Annotated in this window: 20 protein-coding genes; 10 read left to right on the top strand and 10 right to left on the bottom strand. The window is 35.6% G+C overall.

Annotated elements, in window-relative coordinates; genetic code table 11:
• A complete protein-coding gene (locus tag DZ858_RS00240; protein WP_117157579.1) occupies nucleotides 1-402 on the top strand; it encodes a sugar 3,4-ketoisomerase in 402 nt (133 codons plus the stop codon).
• Here DZ858_RS00240 and DZ858_RS00235 read toward each other — a convergent pair.
• A complete protein-coding gene (locus DZ858_RS00235) occupies nucleotides 385-1,332 on the bottom strand; it encodes a glycosyltransferase family A protein (RefSeq protein ID WP_117157578.1) in 948 nt (315 codons plus the stop codon). The genes DZ858_RS00240 and DZ858_RS00235 overlap by 18 nt on opposite strands.
• On the bottom strand, nucleotides 1,325-2,215 hold the full coding sequence (locus DZ858_RS00230) for a glycosyltransferase family 2 protein (protein ID WP_117157577.1): 891 nt from the start codon (nucleotides 2,213-2,215) through the stop codon (nucleotides 1,325-1,327). Before DZ858_RS00230 ends, DZ858_RS00235 begins: the two co-directional genes overlap by 8 nt.
• A 97-nt stretch (nucleotides 2,216-2,312) precedes the next feature.
• On the opposite strand from DZ858_RS00230, the gene DZ858_RS00225 reads away from it, so the two are divergent.
• Together DZ858_RS00225 and DZ858_RS00220 are read left to right on the top strand one after the other, a co-directional pair.
• The gene (locus DZ858_RS00225) at nucleotides 2,313-3,137 is read left to right on the top strand and encodes a 2OG-Fe(II) oxygenase (protein WP_117157576.1); all 825 of its coding nucleotides are present in this window, start codon (nucleotides 2,313-2,315) and stop codon (nucleotides 3,135-3,137) included.
• A gap of 50 nt (nucleotides 3,138-3,187) precedes the next feature.
• A complete protein-coding gene (locus tag DZ858_RS00220; protein WP_158548327.1) occupies nucleotides 3,188-4,768 on the top strand; it encodes a S8 family peptidase in 1,581 nt (526 codons plus the stop codon).
• Nucleotides 4,769-5,007: 239 nt separating this feature from the next.
• Here DZ858_RS00220 and DZ858_RS00215 read toward each other — a convergent pair whose 3' ends face one another.
• The 3 genes from DZ858_RS00215 to DZ858_RS00205 form a co-directional block, all read right to left on the bottom strand.
• Nucleotides 5,008-5,691, bottom strand: a complete 684-nt coding sequence (locus DZ858_RS00215; RefSeq protein ID WP_117157574.1) for a cell division ATP-binding protein FtsE — start codon at nucleotides 5,689-5,691, stop codon at nucleotides 5,008-5,010.
• A 70-nt stretch (nucleotides 5,692-5,761) separates the two neighbouring features.
• Nucleotides 5,762-6,088 carry a hypothetical protein gene (locus DZ858_RS00210; RefSeq protein WP_117157573.1) on the bottom strand — a complete coding sequence of 109 codons (327 nt, stop codon included), beginning with the start codon at nucleotides 6,086-6,088 and terminating at the stop codon, nucleotides 5,762-5,764.
• Nucleotides 6,088-6,549 carry a tail fiber protein gene (locus DZ858_RS00205; protein WP_117157572.1) on the bottom strand — a complete coding sequence of 154 codons (462 nt, stop codon included), beginning with the start codon at nucleotides 6,547-6,549 and terminating at the stop codon, nucleotides 6,088-6,090. Before DZ858_RS00205 ends, DZ858_RS00210 begins: the two co-directional genes overlap by 1 nt.
• A gap of 146 nt (nucleotides 6,550-6,695) precedes the next feature.
• Between DZ858_RS00205 and DZ858_RS00200 the strand changes: the two genes are divergently transcribed.
• The 3 genes from DZ858_RS00200 to DZ858_RS00190 all read left to right on the top strand — a co-directional run bounded on the left by DZ858_RS00200 (nucleotide 6,696) and on the right by DZ858_RS00190 (nucleotide 13,309).
• A complete protein-coding gene (locus DZ858_RS00200; RefSeq protein ID WP_117157571.1) occupies nucleotides 6,696-9,716 on the top strand; it encodes a tetratricopeptide repeat protein in 3,021 nt (1,006 codons plus the stop codon).
• A 47-nt stretch (nucleotides 9,717-9,763) separates the two neighbouring features.
• A complete protein-coding gene (locus tag DZ858_RS00195; RefSeq protein ID WP_239990688.1) occupies nucleotides 9,764-11,554 on the top strand; it encodes a TonB-dependent receptor in 1,791 nt (596 codons plus the stop codon).
• A gap of 117 nt (nucleotides 11,555-11,671) precedes the next feature.
• A complete protein-coding gene (locus tag DZ858_RS00190) occupies nucleotides 11,672-13,309 on the top strand; it encodes an amidohydrolase (protein WP_117157570.1) in 1,638 nt (545 codons plus the stop codon).
• A gap of 120 nt (nucleotides 13,310-13,429) precedes the next feature.
• Here DZ858_RS00190 and DZ858_RS00185 read toward each other — a convergent pair whose 3' ends face one another.
• Nucleotides 13,430-14,218 carry a hypothetical protein gene (locus DZ858_RS00185; protein ID WP_147309548.1) on the bottom strand — a complete coding sequence of 263 codons (789 nt, stop codon included), beginning with the start codon at nucleotides 14,216-14,218 and terminating at the stop codon, nucleotides 13,430-13,432.
• 137 nt (nucleotides 14,219-14,355) lie between these two features.
• The gene (locus DZ858_RS00180; protein ID WP_117157568.1) at nucleotides 14,356-15,060 is read right to left on the bottom strand and encodes a class I SAM-dependent methyltransferase; all 705 of its coding nucleotides are present in this window, start codon (nucleotides 15,058-15,060) and stop codon (nucleotides 14,356-14,358) included.
• 96 nt (nucleotides 15,061-15,156) lie between these two features.
• Between DZ858_RS00180 and DZ858_RS00175 the strand changes: the two genes are divergently transcribed.
• Nucleotides 15,157-15,648, top strand: a complete 492-nt coding sequence (locus DZ858_RS00175) for a YkgJ family cysteine cluster protein (protein WP_117157567.1) — start codon at nucleotides 15,157-15,159, stop codon at nucleotides 15,646-15,648.
• Here the strand turns inward: DZ858_RS00175 and DZ858_RS00170 are convergent, their stop codons facing one another.
• The 3 genes from DZ858_RS00170 to DZ858_RS00160 form a co-directional block, all read right to left on the bottom strand.
• Nucleotides 15,649-16,281 (bottom strand): hypothetical protein, encoded by a 633-nt coding sequence (locus tag DZ858_RS00170; RefSeq protein WP_117157566.1) that lies wholly within the window; start codon nucleotides 16,279-16,281, stop codon nucleotides 15,649-15,651.
• Nucleotides 16,265-16,927, bottom strand: a complete 663-nt coding sequence (locus DZ858_RS00165; RefSeq protein WP_117157565.1) for a carboxypeptidase-like regulatory domain-containing protein — start codon at nucleotides 16,925-16,927, stop codon at nucleotides 16,265-16,267. Before DZ858_RS00165 ends, DZ858_RS00170 begins: the two co-directional genes overlap by 17 nt.
• A gap of 64 nt (nucleotides 16,928-16,991) precedes the next feature.
• Nucleotides 16,992-18,335: an exo-beta-N-acetylmuramidase NamZ family protein gene (locus DZ858_RS00160; protein WP_117159465.1), complete on the bottom strand. Its 1,344-nt coding sequence runs from the start codon at nucleotides 18,333-18,335 to the stop codon at nucleotides 16,992-16,994.
• 10 nt (nucleotides 18,336-18,345) lie between these two features.
• On the opposite strand from DZ858_RS00160, the gene DZ858_RS00155 reads away from it, so the two are divergent.
• The 3 genes from DZ858_RS00155 (at nucleotide 18,346) to DZ858_RS00145 (ending at nucleotide 21,054) form a co-directional block, all read left to right on the top strand.
• Nucleotides 18,346-19,581 (top strand): ABC transporter permease, encoded by a 1,236-nt coding sequence (locus DZ858_RS00155; RefSeq protein ID WP_117157564.1) that lies wholly within the window; start codon nucleotides 18,346-18,348, stop codon nucleotides 19,579-19,581.
• A 59-nt stretch (nucleotides 19,582-19,640) separates the two neighbouring features.
• Complete coding sequence (locus tag DZ858_RS00150; RefSeq protein WP_117157563.1) at nucleotides 19,641-20,621, top strand: PLP-dependent cysteine synthase family protein; 981 nt, start codon at nucleotides 19,641-19,643, stop codon at nucleotides 20,619-20,621.
• Between the two features lie 76 nt (nucleotides 20,622-20,697).
• On the top strand, nucleotides 20,698-21,054 hold the full coding sequence (locus DZ858_RS00145) for a DUF202 domain-containing protein (protein ID WP_117157562.1): 357 nt from the start codon (nucleotides 20,698-20,700) through the stop codon (nucleotides 21,052-21,054).
• The last annotated feature ends 15 nt before the right edge of the window (nucleotides 21,055-21,069 follow it).

The following is a 21,069-nucleotide window of genomic DNA, read 5'->3' as shown; positions in this document are numbered from 1 at the left end:
TTGAAAAGTAGCATAATCGACATTCCAAAAATAGTAGATAAAGAAGGAAGAGGAAATCTTTCCGTAATAGAAAAAGATGTATTGCCGTATTCGGTAAAACGGGTCTATTATTTGTATGATGTTCCTAGTGATTCTAGTCGCGGCGGACATGCACACAAAGAGCAGTTGGAGTTTTTAATTGCGGTAAGCGGTAGTTTTGACGTAATCCTTGACGATGGAAGCGAAAAGAAAAAGGTGACCTTGAACAAACCTAACAAAGGGTTGTTAATCGACACTAAAACTTGGCGAGAGCTTGAAAACTTTTCTTCGGGTTCGGTATGTATTGTATTGTCTTCTGGCGAATTTGATGAGGCCGATTATATTAGGGAGTATGAAGATTTTAAATTATTTGTAAGCCGTTAACCGAAGTCCAAACTTTTCGAACAGCACTTTGCTTTTAACTAGTAGTTTTAATACAGTTGCAGGTTGTTTAAGTAATTTACGTTGTTTAGCATTCAAATTTTTTAGGTCTATTGCTGTTGCATATTTTTTAAAAGCAGCACTATCTCCGGCCAGCTTATATTGAATGGCCAACGAATAGCGGTTTAGGTCTAAATACCGTTTAAGAAAAGGGTTTTTTAGGGCTTCAGCCTCGTATGTATCCAAGTTCATATACGTGCGCTTTAAGGTATTGGTATGCGAAATTCGATTGCTTCCGTCTAGATTATGCGTAGCTGAAATTTTTGTAGAAAAAGCCAACGGAGAAGCTAATGCTGCCCGCAACCAAAGATCGGTATCCTCTCCGGCTCCGTGGGTAATGGAGGTATCAAAACCATTTAGCATTTCAAAAAAACCTTTCTTCATCCCAACGGCGGAAGTCCAAGCTAGGGCATCAGCTAAACTGTTTTTAAAGTAATCGTCAACCAAACCTATCCAACCTTCACCTTTTTTTAAAATAGGAGAAATCATAGAAGTGGTTAAGTTTTTATTGTGTTTTTTATTATAAGCGGTAGCAAACCACTTCGCTTCTGGGAACTTTTCGGTAATATTATTTATGTTTTCTAGATGAAACGGATACCAATAATCATCGGCATCTAAAAAAACAATATATTCTGCTGTGGCTTTTTCTACGCCGTAGTTTCGAGTGGGGCCTACACCTTCATTTTTTTTACTGAAATAGTTAATTCTAGTGTCCTTAACAGCTTTTACTACGTGTTCACTTTTATCGGTCGAACCATCATTCACAATAATCGCTTCAAAATCGGTAAACGATTGAGACAAGAGACTATCCAATGTCTTTTGGATGTCCCGTTCTTTATTGTAAAGCGGTATGATTACTGAAAACTTAGGCATTTCTTTTCAATTTATCATAATAATACAAGCGATACAAATCAAATAAAAATAACGATGGATTTTTAGAGTTGAAATTTGAAATCAATTGCTTTTCAAAAAGAGTTATAATTTTTCTAAAAAGAGGTAAAATCCCGTACTTTTTACTTTTTAAATATGTTTTTTGAATGGGTCTCAAATCTGATTTTATCAACCCTTTTTTTTCTAATAAAATGGTGGTTTCCACAGATTCTAACGATTTTTTTATAAAAACCGTGTTTTTTTCTAACCCTAAATGGTATACAGGGTTATCAATATGAAGAACACTCACTTCTCTCTTTTCTAACAGCTGTTTAAATAAATTATCAAGTCCATAACTTTTAAAAGCAAGATGCTTGTTTACTGAAACAAAGGGTTCCTTTTCAATTAAAAAACATCCTGAATTAATCGAAAGATAAGGGGTTTTATCTCGTTGTAAAACGGTTAATGATTCCCTAGAATGTCCATATTTCCAACGTAGCATGAGATCTGCACTAGGCTTTGTTTCAGCATAGGTTATCCCTCCAAAAATAAGTTGAGCTTTATTCAAATTTTCAATAAAGCGGTTCATAAAATCTTCGTATTTAGGCATTACATCGGCATCTAAAAACAACAACCAATTATACGTAGCTTCATTTGCTAAATGTTCCCTTGAAGCGGTCCGTCCCCTATTTTCTTTACTTTCAATATACCGACACTTGTCTAGATTGTTTATAATTCGGTTATGGTTTTTTATTTCCTTATTTGAAGAATAATCATCTAAAACAAGGATTTCATAATCGATTGGTTGTTCGGTGCATTGCCCATGCAAGTTGGTAACCAACTTTACAATGTTATAATTATATGTGGGAATGAGTATTGAAATCATCGTTTCTTTCAGAAGAAAAGTATAATTTTAAGGTTTTAAAAACATCTTTTTAACCATTTAATGGTAACTTAAACACTTAAATTGTTTGTTATTGACTATGAAAACACAGGACATTGCAAATATAATCTATAACCGCATCTTAGAAGATAAATCTCAGCTTATTTCAAATTTTGAAAAAAGTAAAGATTCGATAGGTTATTTCTACATTGATAATTTACTACCTGATGAACTTGCCTTACGAATAAGCAATGCTTTTCCTAAAAAGGAGGCCATGGTTTTAAAGAAAAGTTTACGTGAGTATAAGCATGTAGCGGCACAGATGAATCAATATAATCCGTTGCTTGAAAAGATTATTTATGCCTTTCAAGATGAACGTATTGTAAAATTAGTAGGAGAAATATGCGGTATTGAAAACCCGGAGCCGGATGAAAACTTATATGCCGGCGGTATTTCTTTAATGGCTGAAGGTAATTTTTTAAACCCTCATTTAGATAACTCACACGATAAAAGCAGAGATAAATGGCGAGTATTGAACTTATTGTACTATGTTACGCCAAATTGGGAAGATAGTTATGGTGGGCATTTAGAAGTATGGCCACAAGGATTGGATAACGACCCAATAACCATCTACAGCCGTTTTAATAGGTTGGCCGTTATGGCTACACACCAAAAATCGTGGCATAGCGTGAGTCCGGTGACACACAATGGGGAACGTTGTTGCGTGTCCAATTACTATTTTTCAGACACTCCCTTAACTAATGAAGATCAGTTTCATGTAACTTCTTTTAGAGCCAGACCTGGTCAAAAGGTAAAAGATGTTATTCTTCAAGCTGATGCGTTTTTACGAATGGGTGTGCGAAAAGTATTTAAAAAAGGAATTACTGAAAACCCACACGTCTATAAAAAAGATAAAGAGCAGTAAATATGAAGTATAGCTTTTTCGTTTTTTTCTGTTTTGTGACACTTTGTTCTTTGTCGCAAGAAAAAGCTTGGATGTATTTACGGGCACAGGATTCTTTGTTTGCACCAAAATTTTCAAAAGTCGATGATCATTTGGTTTACGACGGAAATGATACAAAACTTAAAAATATACTTCAGAAATATAAAATATTTGAATTCAAAAAAACCTTCAAAAAAGCCACGAATAAAAATCTAAAAAAAACCTTTTTTGTAATAGCGGATAAAAAAACTTTATTGACCGATTTGCTTCAAAAAACAAATCATCTTTTTGAATCTGGCGAATTAATAGCTCCTGAAGATAAAAAAATATTCGAACCTAACGATTACGGATTAACTAGTACAATAGGAGCCAATAAAGGCGTACAAGTAAACCTGGATTATTTTGACTTTTTAAAAGTACCCAAAGCATGGTATTATACAACCGGTTCGCGTGGTATTGTCGTAGGCATAGCCGATGCTTCTGTAGATACCACAAATGCTGAATTTAAAGGAAAAACGAAAGTATTCAGAGCATCATCACTTTCTAAGGGTCACGGTAATGGAGTAGCGGGAATTACCGCTGCACAAGGAGATAACGGTTATGGCGTGCCTGGGGTTTGTTACGATTGTTCTATTTATGCAACAGATTATGGTCATTTTAAAGATCTAAATCAATTGTTAGAACTTTCCCGAGCTGGTGCCAAAGTGATAAATTGTAGTTGGGTAAGTACTAGATTCTATCAAACGGCCCAAGATGCTATTGACGAAATGTATAACAACGGAACCATTATCGTTGCAGCAGCTGGAAATGCTGATTGGTCTAAAACAAAAGGTGAAAAATTATATTATCCTGCATCTTATAACCATGTAATTTCGGTAGCATCTATAAGCTATAAACATGAAACTATCGAAGACCATACACTATTGAGCAAAACAGGAAACTATTATGGAGAAAACATTCGTGGTTATTTGGGCAGGACCTTGGGATTTAAAGATAAAGAAGCGCTCACTGGCCCATATAATTACCCTGTTTCATTAACTACTTTAAACTCTGAGGTGGATTTGGTAGCACCATCATCTGGGCAGTTCCGTATCTCAAAGTGGATGTTCGAAGATGAAATTGAATATATTTGGGAAGCCAGTTCTCCTACGGCTCCATTAGTTACAGGAACTATAGGCCTTATGTATTCTTTATACCCATGTTTACCTACAGATGAAGTGGAAAGCATTTTAAAACTTAGCGCTTGGAATATTGATAGTATTGGCGATAATATGAAATACAAAGGAAATTACGGTGCTGGTGCTTTGCAAACTGGTGATGCGGTAGAAATGATTTATCAAATGGTTTCTGATAATGAAACAGTAACGATTGATAATCAAAACTTCTCTCGGTCGGATTTCAAACTGACTACCTATTCTAAAAAAACAATCTTAAAAGACCAACAATTTACAGATGCTGCGATGCTTAATTTAACGTCGAAAAACCAAATTGTCCTTTCTGAAAACACGGTACTCAAACCCAATGCCGAAGGAAGCATTCATCTAAAAATCGATCCAACTCTGGAAAAAGGGTGTGATTTGCAACTGCGGGATCCGAGTATTTTGAAAAAGTAGAGTTGATCTGCGAGTTTATGGAGATTACTTTTTAGACCGAATAAGGTGTCTGAGTGTTTTGAAAGCCAAACCAACTTGTTTTTTCTTCCAATTTCGATTGCTTTCAAAACGTATCGAAGATACCGGTAAAAAAGAGAAAATTGAAGTAGAGAATCCCAGACATTGAAAAATAAAGATTATTTTCTCTAACCTCTAACCTCTAACCTCTAACCTCTAACCTCTAACCTCTAACCTCTAACCTAAACCGTCTTCTGTACCACCTCAAAAATTTGATTTTCATCACATTTTAAGGTTTTGGAAGGGTATTTTAACAACAAGGCATAATCGTGTGTGGCCATTAAAATAGTGTTGCCGTTTTTATTTATTTCCTGCAATACTTCCATTACTTCTACGCTGGTTTGTGGGTCTAAGTTACCGGTTGGCTCATCGGCTAATATTAATTCTGGATCATTTAATAAAGCTCTTGCAATCGCTACACGTTGTTGTTCCCCGCCAGAAAGTTGATACGGATATTTAAACGCTTTGGTTTTCATATCTACTTTTCCCAAAACTTCATCAATTTTGGCATCCATCTCTTTTTTGTCTTTCCAGCCAGTAGCGGTTAAAACAAAGTGCAAGTTCTTTTTTACGGTACGGTCGTTCAATAATTTAAAATCTTGAAAAACAACCCCTAATTTTCTTCGTAAAAACGGAATGTCTTTTTCTTTTAAGGTAGGCAAATCGTAGCCTACAATTTCGCCTTTTCCTTCTTGTAATGGTAGGTCGCCGTACAAGGTTTTCATAAAACTACTCTTCCCAGTTCCAGTTTTTCCAATTAAATAAACAAATTCCCCTTTTTCAACCCGTACGGAAACATCAGATAAGATCAGGTTTTCTCGTTGGTAAATAGCGGCGTCTTTTAATTCTAAAACCGGTTGCGACATAGTGGAGTTTTTTTATTGTTTCAAATGTAGCTTGAAATATAACGAACTGCAAGAGTTGATATTTTTTTCTTTACGTAATAGTATTATGTTTGTTTTCTTTAAATAACTCGTCATCTTTTTTCCATATGTACATCGGCATAGTCACAATAGTAAAGAGTATTAAAAGAAAGGTCCAATTCCATTTGATTTCTTTTTCTATATTTTTGAAAGACCAAAGCCTGTAAATGATGTAAATCATTGGTGGGTAGATAATAATTCCGACAGTTAAGGTTTGGTATTCAAAAGGAGCGATATTTTTCGAAATCCAAAGAAAAAAATCAACACTGAAAAACGTTAATGTATAAATCAATCCAATAACTACTGGAATTGTCAAAATGATTTTAGAGTATAACTTCATTAATCTTCAGAAATTGTTTCTTTCAACTTTTCAATCTCTTCTTGTTGCTGAAGCGTATAAATGGTAAGCTCTTCTACCTTTTTCAGTAATAACAAGTTCATTTCTTTTAACGACATGCCTTCATTTTCCATGGTTTCAGCAGAAGGGATTTCAGGTAAATGCATGTGCTGTTTTAGATAGCTTTCTAATTCAGGTAAGGTAAGAAGCTGGTAGTTTGGCATTACTTCCGAAGCACCTTCAAAATAGTGTTTAAACACATAATCGGGGGCCACGGCGCCTTGTAAATCGACCAATACTTCTTGGGTGTGTATTTTGCCTTTAACGGTTAATAGTTCGTCTGGCTGTTCGGTACCAATGCCAATTTTTCCGTTTTTTTCGTTCAAATTTTTAAACGGATTGCGTTGCGCGGTCACGGTAAGGGTTGTAAGTAGTATGAGAAATGCAAAAAATATATTTTTCATCTGCGTATGAATTCTAAAATGAAACATAAATGTACTTGATTTTTTTGAGAGGTTGCTAAAGGTTTCTTAAAAACATAATTATCGCAAGCAACTTTCGTTACAGGTTAAGACAATAATGTAATTTTGTTATCAAAAATCTCAAGCCCATGCGCAGAACCTTGTTTGCATTTACTGTTTTTCTATTTATTTCCACGATCGCTTTTTCACAGCAAACCGCTGCATTAACAAACGCCTTAGTGGATTACAACAAAGCGATTGAATTATATAATAACAATCAGTTTTTGGCTGCTCAAACGTTGTTTTCAAAAGTAAAATCTGCTACAGATGAAGAAACTATTGAAGGCGATTGCGCATATTATATTGCCAATTGTGCTGTCCGTTTGAACCAGCAGGATGCCGATCAATTAATGGAAGCGTTTATGGAAGACTATCCAACCAGTATCAAACGCAACGATGCCTATATTAACGTAGCCAACTATTATTTTGAAAACGGAAAATATTCGTATGCTCGCAAATGGTACGATAAAGTAGATGAAAGCAGCTTAAGTCGTAACGAAATGGAAACCTACAATTTTAATAATGGGTATGCGTATTTTAAAAATAAACGATACAGCGAAGCTAAAAAATACTTCAATCGGGTTTCTGCCTCTCAAAAATACGGTTCGCAAGCCAAATATTACTTAGGGTATATTGCATATGAAGGCGGTGATTACGAACAGGCAAATCAAAAATTTGAAGAAATTAAAGGCGATGAACGCTACGCCGAAGATTTGTCCTACTATCAAGCCGATATGAATTTTAAGTTGGGAGACTTTCAAAAAGCAATTGATTTAGGGAAGGAGCAGTACGATTCCTCAAGTCCGCAGGAACGCAGCGAACTTTCTAAAATCATTGGGGAAAGCTATTTCAATTTGGGTCAGTATGCCGAAGCCATCCCATATTTAAAAGAATACAAAGGAAAACGCGGCAAGTGGAATAATACCGATTACTACCAATTGGGCTACGCGTATTACAAGCAAGGTGATTACCAGAGCGCGATTAACGAATTTAACAAAATTATCGACGGAAATAATTCCGTAGCACAAAATGCGTATTATCATTTAGCAGAAAGCTATTTAAAGTTAGACCAAAAGCAGCAGGCGCTAAATGCGTTTAAAAATGCTTCGGAAATGGATTTTTCAGCAGAAATTAAAGAAGATGCGTTTTTAAATTATGCAAAACTGAGTTACGAAATAGGAAACAGCTACCAGAGCGCACCCGAAGTGTTGTTGTCATTTATTGAAACCTATCCAAATAACAAGAACAACGAAGCGTTGCAAAATTTGTTGATCGACTCGTACATCACTTCAAAAAATTACAAGGCAGCGATGGAGCTGTTGGAAAATAATAAGGCATTTGAAAATAAGTTAGCGTACCAAAAAGTGGCTTTTTTTCGTGGCGTAGAATTATACAATGCAGGAAATTATACCGAAGCTAAAGCATTGTTCAATAAATCCTTACAAGAACCTCGCGACGCAAAATATACAGCGAGGGCGACTTATTGGAAAGCCGAAAGCGATTATCAGCTATCCGATTTTGATGAAGCATCAATAGGTTACAAACAGTATTTACAATTACCGGAAGCAGCTTCAACTCCAGAATACGACAATGCTCGGTATAACTTAGCGTACAACCAATTCAAGTTGAAAAACTATTCCGAAGCCATTACCAATTTTAAAGGATATTTAGAAAGTTCATCGGCAAACGGTGCTCGAAAGCAAGATGCGTATTTACGATTGGGAGATAGTTATTTTGTGACGAGTCAATACTGGCCGGCGATGGAAAATTATAACAAAGCCATAGAAGTTGGTGCAACAGACGAAGATTATGCCGCATTTCAAAAAGCAATCAGTTATGGCTTTGTCGATAGAACCGAAGATAAAATTGAAGGGTTGCAAAATTTCTTACGAACGTATGTAAAATCGGTATATCGAGACGATGCATTATATGAATTGGGAAACACTTATGTATCTCAAAATAAAAACAACGAGGCATTGAGAATCTATGATAACTTGGTTCAAAATATCCCGAAAAGTATTTATAAACCAAGAGCATTAATGAAAAAAGCGTTGATTTTAGACAATACCGGACGAAGTAATGAAGCGTTGGCTATTTTTAAGCAGGTAGCTAGTGAATATCCTTCCACGCCAGAAGCTGTGCAAGCTGTTTCTTCGGCAAAAATTATTTACATAGATAAAGGGCAAGTAGATCAATATGCCAATTGGGTAAATACGTTAGATTATGTTTCGGTAGAAGATAGTGAACTTGATGATGCTACGTATCAAGCTGCTGAAAAGCCGTATTTAGAGAATAAAATCAGTCAAGCGATCACTCGTTTTGAAGCGTATTTAAAAGAATTTCCAAATGGAAAAAATGCCTTAGATGCGCACTTTTATTTAGGTCAGTTGTATTTTGCTGAAACAGAAACAGAAAAAGCCATTCCGCATTATGAATATGTGGTTTCTCGAGAACAAAGTGAATTTACAGAACCGGCTTTAGCGCGAATTTCAGAATTGTATCTGGGTAAAAATAACTACGAAAAAGGCCTTAGTTATTTAAAGCGCTTGGAGACAAGTGCCGATTCGCAACAGAATATCATCTTTGCACAAACCAATAGTATGAAAGCCAGCTACGAGCTAAAACAATATGCTGAAGCGGTTAATTATGCTGAAAAAGTACTTCAGAATTCAAAAATTGACAATAGCATTCAAAGTGATGCGCAGGTAATTATTGCCCGTTCTGCAATGAAAACCAATGACGAAGCAAAGGCTAAGAAAGCATATGCTGAGGTTGGCAAAATAGCAACCGGCGAATTAGCTGCTGAAGCATTGTATTATGATGCTTATTTTAAAAGAAAAGAAGGAAGTTTGAAAGCTTCAAATGAATCAGTGCAGCGATTGGCCAAAGATTATCCTGGGTATAAACTATACGGAGCAAAAGGATTGTTACTAATGGCGAAGAATTTTTATGATTTAAAAGATGCCTATCAAGCCACTTATATTTTAGATAGTTTGATAAAAAACTTCAGTGATTTCACGGAAATTGTAGATGAAGCCAAAGCTGAATTGACCAAGATAAAAGCTGCTGAAGCAAAAACAAATGCTTCGGTAGAAACCGAAGAAAACTAAAGTTTTAGCTACAAAAAATTAAAGAACCAAACCTCTCAACATAACTTATGACTTTATTGAAAAATTATAAGAGTCCGTTTTCAGAAACACAAAGAAACCTACTTTTTTTAGCCGCACTAATGTGTTCTTCACTATCTGCTGTTGCTCAGGATAAAGACGGCGAAGAGCAAGAAAACGATTTAGACACCGAAGTGGTCAACATTGTAAAACCATACACGCCGACGATTTCTGATGCCTTTAAAGTAAAAGAAACACCGGTTTTAAACGATTCGGTTACTACGCAAAAGAAAGAAGTGAAATACGAGATTTTTTCGGTTCCCGTAGCATCCACTTTTACCCCTGCCAAAGGAAAAGCAGAAACGGTTGAAAAAGCTGAGCCAATTAAACTATATGATAATTACGCAACATTAGGATTTGGTAACTACACTTCTATTTTAGGTGAATTGTACAGCAATTTTCAATTAAGCCGAACCGATAATGCAGGGTTTTATTTTCGGCATAATTCCTCACAAGGCGATATAGACGGTGTGTTATTAGAAAACAAATACTACGACACCAAACTGGATGCTAATTACAGCAGCCGTCAACGGTATACAAGCTATAAGTTGGATGCAGGAGTTGAACATCAACTTTTTAATTGGTATGGACTAAATGATTTTTATACACAAAACTTTGAAACAATTGGTTCTGAAATAGACCCACAACAACAATATTATAGTGGATATGTAGGCGGAAGTATTTCGGTAGATGATTCGTTTTTTGAAAAAGCTACAGCCAATATTCGATACACAGGCGATGCATTTTCTTCTTCTGAAATTAATATCAATGCGCAACCTGAATTTTCATTTCCATTAGCAGATTTAACCTTAAAAGTAGATGGTGATGTGGATTACCTAAGTGGAAGTTTTGATAAAGGCTACCTTTCTTGCGAGGGGATTGATTATAGCTATTTAAACGCAGGGGTGATACCTTCTTTGGTATATGTAAACGAAGATTTGTCGGTTTCCTTAGGGGCAGCCGCTTATGTAAGTTTAGATACAGAAAATAGTGAAACGGATTTCTTTATTTATCCGCGAATTAATGCTTCGTATCGTTTGGTAGATGAATTATTAATTGTGTACGGTGGGGCAGAAGGCGATTTAAAACAAAACACCTATTACGATTTCAAGGAAATCAATCCGTATGTGTCGCCTACCTTATTCATAGCACCAACAAGTCAGTTGTACGAAGGCTTTGCTGGTTTAAAAGGGAAGCTATCTAATTCGGTAGGTTATAACGTTCGCGCTTCCTATGGAAAAGATGAAAATAAAGCTTTATTTAAAGCCAATCAATTCACCACAGGAGCAACCACAGGAGAAGGGTATGAATATGGAAACTCTTTTAATGTGGTATATGATGATGTAAACACCCTTTCTGTTTTTGGAGAATTAAAAATAGATGTTAGCAATACTTTTTCATTAGGAGTAACTGGTGAATATTTTAGCTATGATACAACCAATGAAGCCCAACCATGGAATCTTCCAGAGCTGAAAGCATCCTTGTTCTCAAATTTCAATATTACCGAACAATTGTACGGAGGCGCTTCTTTGTTTTACGTAGGTGAGCGTAAAGACTTGTATTCTAATCGTATCATGCCTTTTGAACCTCAATTATTTGGAGAAAGAACATTAGATGGCTATTTAGATGCAAATATTCATCTTGGTTACAACATTAACGAACGGTTATCTGTTTTTGCCAAAGGAAGCAACTTGTTGAGTGATAATTATGAAAAATGGCTTAATTATCCCGTACAAGGAATTCAAGCTTTATTAGGTGCTACCTATAAATTTGATTGGTAGTTCCTCTACATTAAACCTGAAAACTTATTTTATAGTTATATAAAATTTCAAAATAAAGAAAGCAGCTACATTTTCAGTTGCTTTCTTTATTTTTGCAGCATATTTTAAAAATAGATTATGAAAAAAATATTCCCACTCTTTCTTTTATGTTTATTAATTGCTTGTGCTCCGGAGAAAATACCGGCAGACCTTTTGGTGAAAAATGCCACTATTTATACAGTGAATGAAAATTTTGACACCGAAAATGCTTTTATAGTTAAAAACGGGAAAATATTAGAAATAGGCATAAAACCTGAATTAGAGTTAAAATATAACATTGCTGAAACATACGACGCCAAAGGAAAAACAATTGTACCTGGCTTAATTGATGGACACGCTCACTTATATGGATTAGGGTTAAATCTGCAAGATGTAGATCTAACTGAAACCACTAGTTATGATGAGGTTTTGGCGCGAGTTATAACATTTCAGAAAGAAAAAAGTAAAAACTATATTATAGGTCGCGGTTGGGATCAAAACGATTGGGAAGAAAAAAAGTTTCCAACCAATAAAGAGTTAGATTCCCTTTTTCCTGAAACTCCTGTAGCGCTTACTAGAATCGACGGTCATGCAATGATTGTAAATAGTAAAGCTTTAGAATTGGCAGGTATTACAACTGAAACTAAAATGGACGGAGGTGTCATTGGTGTAGAAAGCGGGAAGCTTACTGGAATTTTAGTAGATAGTCCTATGAGTTTGGTTGAAGAATCCTTCCCTAAACAGAATAGAGGTTACAATAAGCAAGCATTACTAGATGCCGAACGTATTTGTCTTGAAATGGGGCTGACCACTGTTAATGATGCAGGGCTAGATAAAGAAGTAATACAATTAATAGATAGTTTACAGCGACGTGATAGTATGGCATTGCGTGTATATGCAATGGTAAGTAATAAGCCTAAGAACTTAGACTATTATTTGAACAATGGAAAAGTTAAAACCGATCGGCTAAATGTTCGATCAGTAAAGGTGTATGCAGATGGGGCTTTAGGCTCTAGAGGAGCAGCTATGCGAAACTCATATAGCGATATGCCAGGACATTTTGGGGCTATGATAACACCGGCGGATAGTTTACAAACACTTGCCGATAAAATTGCTACAGCAGATTTTCAAATGAATACACATGCCATTGGTGATTCGGCTAATATTTCAGTTTTAAGAGCTTATGAAACTGCTTTAAAAGGTAAAACCGATGCTAGGTGGAAAATAGAACATGCTCAAATTGTAACTGAAAAAGATTTTGATAAATTTTCAAAAAATATTATCCCATCTGTACAACCAACACATGCTACTAGCGATATGTATTGGGCAGAAGACAGAATAGGGTCCAAAAGAATAAAAGGAGCATACGCCTATAAAACATTGTTGGATAAAGCAGGAATTGTTGTTTTAGGAACAGATTTCCCTGTTGAAAAAGTAAACCCAATGTATACTTTTTATGCCGCTGTTGCTAGAAAAGATTTAAAACACTATCCTGAAAATGGCTTTCAGAAAAAAGATGCTTTGTCTAGAGAAGAAGCCTTAAAAGGAATGACCATTTGGGCAGCGTATTCTAACTTTGAGGAAACTGAGAAAGGTAGTATTGAAGAAGGTAAATTTGCTGATTTTACAGTATTAGATAGAGATATCATGAAAGTAGAAGAGGATAGTATTCCTAACACCAAAGTATTAGCTACGTTTATAAATGGTAAAAAAGAATTTAGTTCAGAAGAAGAATAAGTCTTAAGGCGTAGAGCGTATTATAGGTTGTGAATGATTTAGAATAAAGCAACATTATTGTGAAAAGACTTTAGCGACATTCTAATTCTTATTTCACAACTTTTAAAATTTTGCCTGAAGCTATTTCCCTCCTTTTGCTTGTAAATCGGCAATGCAAAGTGGGTCTAGTTCAGGTACCGTTGCTCTACCTTGTAAAAAACGCGCCACTTCTCTACGCCCGGTATTAGTAGCTTGAAAATACATTAAACAATCTTCAATTACACAATGGCGAGAATTGTCTGTGTCCTCATGGTTTTCAGGATGAATATCGTCATCGGTAATATTTACAAGTCCTAAAATATGTCCAAATTCGTGTTGTAGGGTCGTGATTTCTAGAGTTGTCAAGTCCGATCCTTGATTGTTGTCAATTAAGTCTTGAAGTGTTTTTTTGTAAATTACAATAGACGTGTTAAGGTAAGCCGATCCTAATGTTACAGTTTTATCAGTGTCTTTGTTCGAATTTCCATTGGAAAAGAAAACATATACGGCCAAATCATCATCAGTTGTAAAAGCAGTTCTGTTGTTCTCCTCAATTTCCTTTACTTCATCAATATCAAAAGGAGCACCAGTTGGTGTTTCAATGACGGTTTCTTTAATTATAATACCATTGGGCTTTGTAGCGCGTTCGTTTAAAAAAGAAGTTATTGCAAGTTTGGTTTCTTCTGTAGGTCCAAAACCATTTGCGTAAACAAATTCAAGGGTCAGGCTATTATAAATATCGTTGGAAAGTATATCTTCTGCCGAAGTTCCTAAAGATTTTTTGTTTTCAGCGGTAGGATCATTTACACTATCTGAGTCATCATCCTTACAGCCAATAAATAAAAGCATTGAAAAAAAGAAAAGGAATAGGGTAGTAAGGGAAAATTTCATAGTGTAATCATTAATATTTTTAGCAAACATACCCTTAAAATGAATATTTTAAAAATGGGTAGCTTTATTTTAACGCTTTTACTCGTATTTCAGTATGTAGCCGAAATAGTTTGAAAAACCTTTCAATATATTATGTTTTATTCATTGGTGAGTTTTGCCAAATAGTCGTGATGGTTTCCTCTATGCACAATTTCAAAGTTAAATTCATTCTCGTGACACTTTTTTTTGAAAAGTGTTTCATCTAAGTAAATCCAACTAAATGGAGCACTTTCCTCCCCTTTGTATTTCATCACAAACTCCAACTCTCCGTAATAATTTGCTTCTGAATGAAATACACCTTCATCTTCCGCAGCGTCCCAAAGATATTTTAAATCACTGCTGTCAATTAAAATTTGCCCTTTGGAAGTAAGTAACGACTTTAATTTTTGAAGATATTTTGAAACAAATTCTAATTTCTGAAATATCCCGGTACCGTTCATTAATAATAGAATGGTATCAAATTTTTTATTTTCTAGCTCAAGTAAATCAATCTGCTCCACATAATCAACGCCTCTAAGTTTACAGACCTCAACAGCTCCTTTTGAAGTATCAATTGCGGTTACTTTTAATTCCTGTTCCTGAAGGTGTAGCGAATGGCTTCCTGCACCACAACCCACATCTAATGTTTTTCCATATGACAAATCGAGCGCTTTTTGTTCAACTTGTGGCATTTCAGCATAACTTCGGAATAAGTAGGGAAGAGGCATGACATCTTCTTCGGTAATATTGGTTTCGGTTAGGATATCTTCGGTATACTTCCCGTGATAATAATCAAGCAGTGCGGTGCCTATAATATCGGTCATAAATAATTTTTCGGTTTTGAACTATGAGTTTTTATTTCAAAAATCGTACTTCGAAAATCGTGCCTCGTAACTCGATTTCGTACTTTTGCCATTGCTATGGAAGAAATCCTGAAACAACTCCCGCAACGCGCCAAAGATACACATAACGAGAACAAAAAGTTCTTTAAAAAACTGAAGCGTAAACCACCTAAAAATTTAGATTCGCTAATGCAGGAATTGCATACCGAAGAGTTTGATCGTACCGATTGTCTTACGTGCGCCAATTGCTGCAAAACCACGGGGCCACTTTTTACACAGAAAGATATTGGACGTATCGCCAAACATTTTAAGATGAAACCTAGTAAATTTATTGAAACCTATTTACAGATAGATGAAGAGAACGATTATGTGTTGCAAAGTGTTCCATGTACGTTTTTAGGGGCAGATAATTACTGCAGTATTTACAATGTGCGTCCAAAAGCCTGCAAGGAGTTTCCGCATACAGACCGGAAGAAGTTTCAGCAGATTTCAAATTTAACGCTAAAAAACGTAGCTATTTGCCCTGCAGCGTTCAATATTGTAGAAGAAATGAAAAAACGTTTACCTTAGTTAAATAAGTATATGGAGCCCCAGGCTAAAACTTACGTAATTGGCCGACTTAAAAAATGAGTCTAATTGCGCAGGGGTTTTAATATTCATAAAGTCTCTTCGATAAGAACTTGAGAAATAAACTCCTACAGTTTTGTTGAAATGATAACTTAAACTCGGGATTACCCACAATGTAGTTGCAGTGTCGTTAAAATGATCACTTGGGTTTCTGTTGTGATAATGTGTTATGCCTACACCAGAAGCTATATTTGCGCGCCACGTATTGGTATACAGAATTTGGTATCCTAAAAGCGGTCCAAAGGAATGAATCTTTGAGTCGTTATATGCGCCAACTAACTGTTGGTTTGTTACATTACTGTGGAAATAGTTGTATTGCAGCCCAATTAAAAAAGGGGTATCAAAAAGATTCGCTAAAAAAGAAAACTCTACGCCACCTTTTTGTTCAAGTGCTTCATTTGCAAAATTATCTCCTATAGCAATTGGATTATAATAACCAATTTTAAACATAGCGTAATGATCGTCTTGTACAATATCACTTTTTTGTTCTAGAGTTTTCTCTTCTTCTTGGGCATTGGTAACGGTGATAAAACCAACGCATAGAGCAATTAAAAGTAGCTTAATATTCAAATTCATAGAAATTGGTTGCTTCAGTAAGTTCTATTAAAATAGTTTGAGGTTCCGCATCATTAAGTTGATACGTAAATTGGACAGTTGAGTTTTGTACTGAAAAAATTTCAGATTCAAAATTTGGGTTTGTAGTATCTAAAACCTCAATTAAAGAGGTGGTTTCGTAGCATCGACTTGTATTTTGACTGGTTTCTTCGTCATTATACACTTCACAAAAGGGTTCGGTGTATTGAAGGGACCAATTTAGTGTATTGTTTTCGCTACTGGTTTTTTCAATATTGAAAGCAAGCGTTGCTTTTCTACGCAAGGTGATATCTGAAAGATTATAACCTTGTTGAAGTGGCTTTTTGCTATAAATAATAGAATATGTCCCAAAGGAAGAATTACCGCCTTCTGTATTCACATTAATACTTAATTCATCAAATTTGGATTGTAGAGAAGTAAATTTAAAACTTCCAATGTTATCAGTAGTGCCTTCTCCCAATAGCAAGTTTTGGGTTTTAACCTTTATGGGAATATTGGGAATCGTATTTCCTTCAAAATCTATAACAGTACCTTGAATGGCAGTCCGCTCGTTTTCTTTAATTTCTGGTTCACAAGAATATAATATTATACTTACTAAAAAGAAGAGAAGAGGTATTTGTAGTTTCAAATCGTGTGTGTTTTTTTACTAAAATATATTAAAATATGGTTCCTAATTAAAGAGAAGTTGTTTTTTATTCATAAAGCATGTATTGCTTCCGCATAGCATCATACTTTTCTAAATCACGAAGCCAAGTGGCTCTTATTTCGCGATAGGTATAACCGTTCTCTATTTGTTTTTGTAATTTGGTTGTACCGGCAAGATTGGTGAAAAAGTTATTGAAAAAGTCTTTTTTCTTTCCATAGCCTACATACGCTTCAATAAGCCATTCCAAATTTAATTTGTCTAAATTTTTATGCTTCCGAAGATCTAATCCATTGCAAGTTTCACCTTTAAATTTGGGGTATTTCGATCCATCATTAGCTTGTGGCGTAAATGTAAAAGGATAAAATTTTGAAGGCAGCGATGGTGCACCAAAAACCTGAAACTGCATATCGGTACCACGACCGGCGCTAACAATGGTTCCTTCAAAAAAACAGAGACTTGGGTAGAGGCTAATGGCTGTATCGTTTGGTAAGTTAGGAGACGGCTTTACGGGTAACGAATATGCTTTTTGGTGGTTGTAATTCTTAACTTTAATTATTTGAAGTTCCGCTTTTATATTGTTTTCTAGCCATCCTTGACCGTTAATCATTTGAGCATATTCGCCAATCGTCATTCCGTGAACAACTGGCACAGGGTGCATGCCTACAAAACTAGAGTGCTCTGGTTCTAAAACAGGACCGTCTATGTAATGTCCATTAGGGTTAGGTCTATCTAAAATAAGCACAGGAATACCTGCTTCAGCACAGGCTTCCATTACGTAATGTAAAGTGGAAATATAGGTGTAAAATCGAGCGCCTACATCTTGAATATCAAAAATCATGATATCAATTCCTTCTATTTGTGTAGAAGATGGTTTTTTGTTTTTTCCGTAAAGTGAAATAATAGGCAAGCCTGTTTTGGTATCAACGCCGTCTTTAACTACTTCGCCGGCATCTGCTTTTCCTCGGAACCCATGTTCGGGGGCAAATACTTTTTTTAAATTGATATTTTCAGAAACTAAAAAATCTACTAAGTGCTTAGAATTGTTATCCACTCTCGAAGTTTGATTGGCAACCACACCAACCGATTTGTTTTTTAATAACTCAGAATACAATGAAAACTGATCTGCTCCTACTACAATAGACTTTTCTGCAAGCATTCCGTCTTCTGTTTTTAAGCTTCCTACTTCAATTTCATATTTCTTGTTTTTTTCTGCTCTTTTTCTCCTTCGTTCTAAGTCCCTATCGTTATCTTCTTTTATATCTGCCCCTACTTCAATATATTGATCAAGTGTACTTTGTTTTACAGGCTCTTTTTCGGTAACTGAAGTTCCGCAGGAAAAAAAACTGAAAAGCAGAATGAAAACTGTATTTTTGAATACTAATAACTGCATAACCCAATTTGTGAATTTCGAATTTTTCATCGCCCGGCGCATAATTGCTTCCAAGGACTATAAAAGTAGTATTTCGGCACCAATAATAAAAATTGCCATCACAGCAATTGCTATTGGAATTATTATGATGCTGGTTTCTATTGCTACTGGAGTTGGGCTTCAGGAAAAAATTCGTGAAAAAGTTTCTGCTTTTAACGGAGATATTATTATTACCAATTTTGACACTAATTTCTCCAACGACTCGCAAATTCCTATTTCAAAAAACCAAGATTTTTATCCTAACTTTTCAAGTGTGGACGGTATTGACCATATACAAGTTACTGCTTTAAAAGGTGGGGTAATTCGAACTGCCGAAAATTTTGAAGGTATTGTGGTAAAAGGGGTTGGTGATGATTATAACTGGAATGCTTTCAGTGATTTTTTAATTGAAGGTAGGTTGCCCAATTATTCTGAAAATTTAAATGATGAAATTCTACTATCACAATACCTAGCCAATCGATTAGCTTTTAAAGTTGGCGACCGAGTAAATACGTTCTTTTTACAAGATGCTGAAAATAAGAAAACACGAAGTCTTGGTTTAAAAATAGTAGGAATCTATAATAGCGGTTTCCAGCAGTTTGATGAGCAATATTTAATAACTGATATACGCCACATTCAACGCCTTAACAAATGGGACGATGACCAAATAGGTGCTTTTGAAGTCTTTGTTGATGACTTTGATAATATTCAAGAGGTAGGAAATGCGGTATATAACGAGACTGCCAGTACACTCGATACTCAGACAATTCGACAAAAATATGGAGCTATCTTTGAATGGCTCGATCTGTTTGATTTCAATATTTTTCTTATAATTGGAATCATGATTTTAGTAGCAGGAATTAATATGATTACTGCTTTACTGGTGTTAATTTTAGAGCGCACCCAAATGATAGGTATTTTAAAAGCATTGGGAAGCAACGATTGGAGTGTGCGAAAAGTGTTTATTTATAACGCCATGTACCTAATTGGTGTAGGGTTGTTTTGGGGAAACTTGATAGGATTAGGACTTTTATTTCTTCAAAAATATTTTAAACTATTTCCACTAAACCCAGACACGTATTATGTTACCGAAGCACCTGTCTATATTGATGCTGGGTACATTTTATTGTTGAATGGTGGTACGTTTATTTTATGTTTATTAATGTTGTTAATACCATCTTATATCATTGCTAAAATCTCTCCAGTAAAAGCCATTCGGTTTGAATAATATAAAGTCTTGTAGTTCATTTGGCTAAACCGTACCTTTGCCCTGCATAAAAAACAGCTATGAAATACTCAGAAAATATATTGGGGACTATAGGTAATACGCCGTTGGTGAAAATTAATAAACTAGCGGAAGAAATCCCTGCTTTAGTCCTTGCAAAATACGAAACATTTAATCCTGGTAATTCGGTAAAAGACCGAATGGCAGTAAAAATGATTGAAGAAGCCGAAGCAGATGGTCGCTTAAAACCTGGCGGAACAATCATTGAAGGAACTTCAGGAAACACAGGAATGGGCTTGGCGCTGGGAGCAATCGTGAAAGGTTATAAAATGGTTTGCGTTATCAGTGACAAGCAGAGTAAAGAAAAAATGGACATTCTACGAGCTGTAGGAAGTGAGGTAGTGGTTTGCCCAAACGATGTAGAACCAGATGATCCACGTTCGTATTACTCTACTTCTAAACGTTTAGCTGAGGAAACTCCAAATAGTTGGTATGTAAATCAGTATGACAACCCAAGCAATGCCAAAGCGCATTACGAAAGCACCGGACCTGAAATTTGGGAACAAACCGAAGGGAAAATTACACACTTTGTAGTGGGTGTTGGAACTGGTGGAACTATTAGCGGCGTTGGGAAATATCTAAAAGAGAAAAATCCAGATATCAAAATTTGGGGAATTGATACCTACGGAAGCGTTTTTAAAAAATACCATGAAACCGGAGAGTTTGACGAAAACGAAATTTACCCATACATCACCGAAGGGATTGGGGAAGATATTCTACCAGCCAATGTAGATTTTGATATAATTGATGGTTTTACCAAAGTAACCGACAAAGATGCTGCAGTTTATACACGTAAATTAGCTGAAATAGAAGGTATGTTTCTAGGAAATTCTGCTGGGGCAGCTATGAAAGGCTTGCTTCAGTTAAAAAAAGAATTTACCAAAGATGATGTGGTAGTTGTTTTATTTCACGACCATGGAAGTCGTTACGTAGCCAAAATATATAATGACGATTGGATGCGTGAGCAAGGGTTTATCGAGTAGGCTTTTCAGAAAAAAAATATTTTATACATCCCGTTCCATTGCATTTGGAGCGGGATTTTTTTACTTTTAGAGAGTCATGAAACGCGAAGCACAAAAATTGTTTAAATATTTACGCACCAAACCAGTGCCTGTAAACACGCGCGAAATACTCGCTTTAGAGCGTACCAAGCTTGCGAACGAACGAACACTCTTAGCTTATATAAAAGCATCTTTATACTTATTGTTAGGTGGCTTGGCTTTGCTAGGACTTAAAGATTTTCAAAGTATTCGGTGGCTAGGGTATGTCGCTCTAGTAGTGTGTATCGTCTTTTTAGGTATTGGAATTATGCGTTACATTGTCTTAAACAGAAGGCTTTATAAATGGCATCGGGTTTTGTTTACCGATACCATTCCTGAAGACTCCGGAAAAAGCTCAGATAGTACAGCTTCATAATAAAGTGTATATTCG

This window comes from Marixanthomonas ophiurae (assembly GCF_003413745.1).
Classification (GTDB): Bacteria; Bacteroidota; Bacteroidia; order Flavobacteriales; family Flavobacteriaceae; genus Marixanthomonas; species Marixanthomonas ophiurae.
This window is presented reverse-complemented; position numbering and strand designations above follow the sequence as displayed.

What these genes read in the sequence shown, in the direction of transcription:
- DZ858_RS00200 (WP_117157571.1), top strand. Translation starts at nt 6,696, where the DNA reads ATGCGCAGAACCTTGTTTGCATTTACTGTTTTTCTATTTATTTCCACG.
- DZ858_RS00150 (WP_117157563.1), top strand. Translation starts at nt 19,641, where the DNA reads ATGAAATACTCAGAAAATATATTGGGGACTATAGGTAATACGCCGTTG.
- DZ858_RS00175 (WP_117157567.1), top strand. Translation starts at nt 15,157, where the DNA reads ATGGAAGAAATCCTGAAACAACTCCCGCAACGCGCCAAAGATACACAT.
- DZ858_RS00170 (WP_117157566.1), bottom strand. Translation starts at nt 16,281, where the DNA reads ATGAATTTGAATATTAAGCTACTTTTAATTGCTCTATGCGTTGGTTTT.
- DZ858_RS00145 (WP_117157562.1), top strand. Translation starts at nt 20,698, where the DNA reads ATGAAACGCGAAGCACAAAAATTGTTTAAATATTTACGCACCAAACCA.
- DZ858_RS00235 (WP_117157578.1), bottom strand. Translation starts at nt 1,332, where the DNA reads ATGCCTAAGTTTTCAGTAATCATACCGCTTTACAATAAAGAACGGGAC.
- DZ858_RS00160 (WP_117159465.1), bottom strand. Translation starts at nt 18,335, where the DNA reads ATGCAGTTATTAGTATTCAAAAATACAGTTTTCATTCTGCTTTTCAGT.
- DZ858_RS00230 (WP_117157577.1), bottom strand. Translation starts at nt 2,215, where the DNA reads ATGATTTCAATACTCATTCCCACATATAATTATAACATTGTAAAGTTG.
- DZ858_RS00185 (WP_147309548.1), bottom strand. Translation starts at nt 14,218, where the DNA reads ATGAAATTTTCCCTTACTACCCTATTCCTTTTCTTTTTTTCAATGCTT.
- DZ858_RS00215 (WP_117157574.1), bottom strand. Translation starts at nt 5,691, where the DNA reads ATGTCGCAACCGGTTTTAGAATTAAAAGACGCCGCTATTTACCAACGA.
- DZ858_RS00205 (WP_117157572.1), bottom strand. Translation starts at nt 6,549, where the DNA reads ATGAAAAATATATTTTTTGCATTTCTCATACTACTTACAACCCTTACC.
- DZ858_RS00190 (WP_117157570.1), top strand. Translation starts at nt 11,672, where the DNA reads ATGAAAAAAATATTCCCACTCTTTCTTTTATGTTTATTAATTGCTTGT.
- DZ858_RS00195 (WP_239990688.1), top strand. Translation starts at nt 9,764, where the DNA reads ATGACTTTATTGAAAAATTATAAGAGTCCGTTTTCAGAAACACAAAGA.
- DZ858_RS00210 (WP_117157573.1), bottom strand. Translation starts at nt 6,088, where the DNA reads ATGAAGTTATACTCTAAAATCATTTTGACAATTCCAGTAGTTATTGGA.
- DZ858_RS00180 (WP_117157568.1), bottom strand. Translation starts at nt 15,060, where the DNA reads ATGACCGATATTATAGGCACCGCACTGCTTGATTATTATCACGGGAAG.
- DZ858_RS00225 (WP_117157576.1), top strand. Translation starts at nt 2,313, where the DNA reads ATGAAAACACAGGACATTGCAAATATAATCTATAACCGCATCTTAGAA.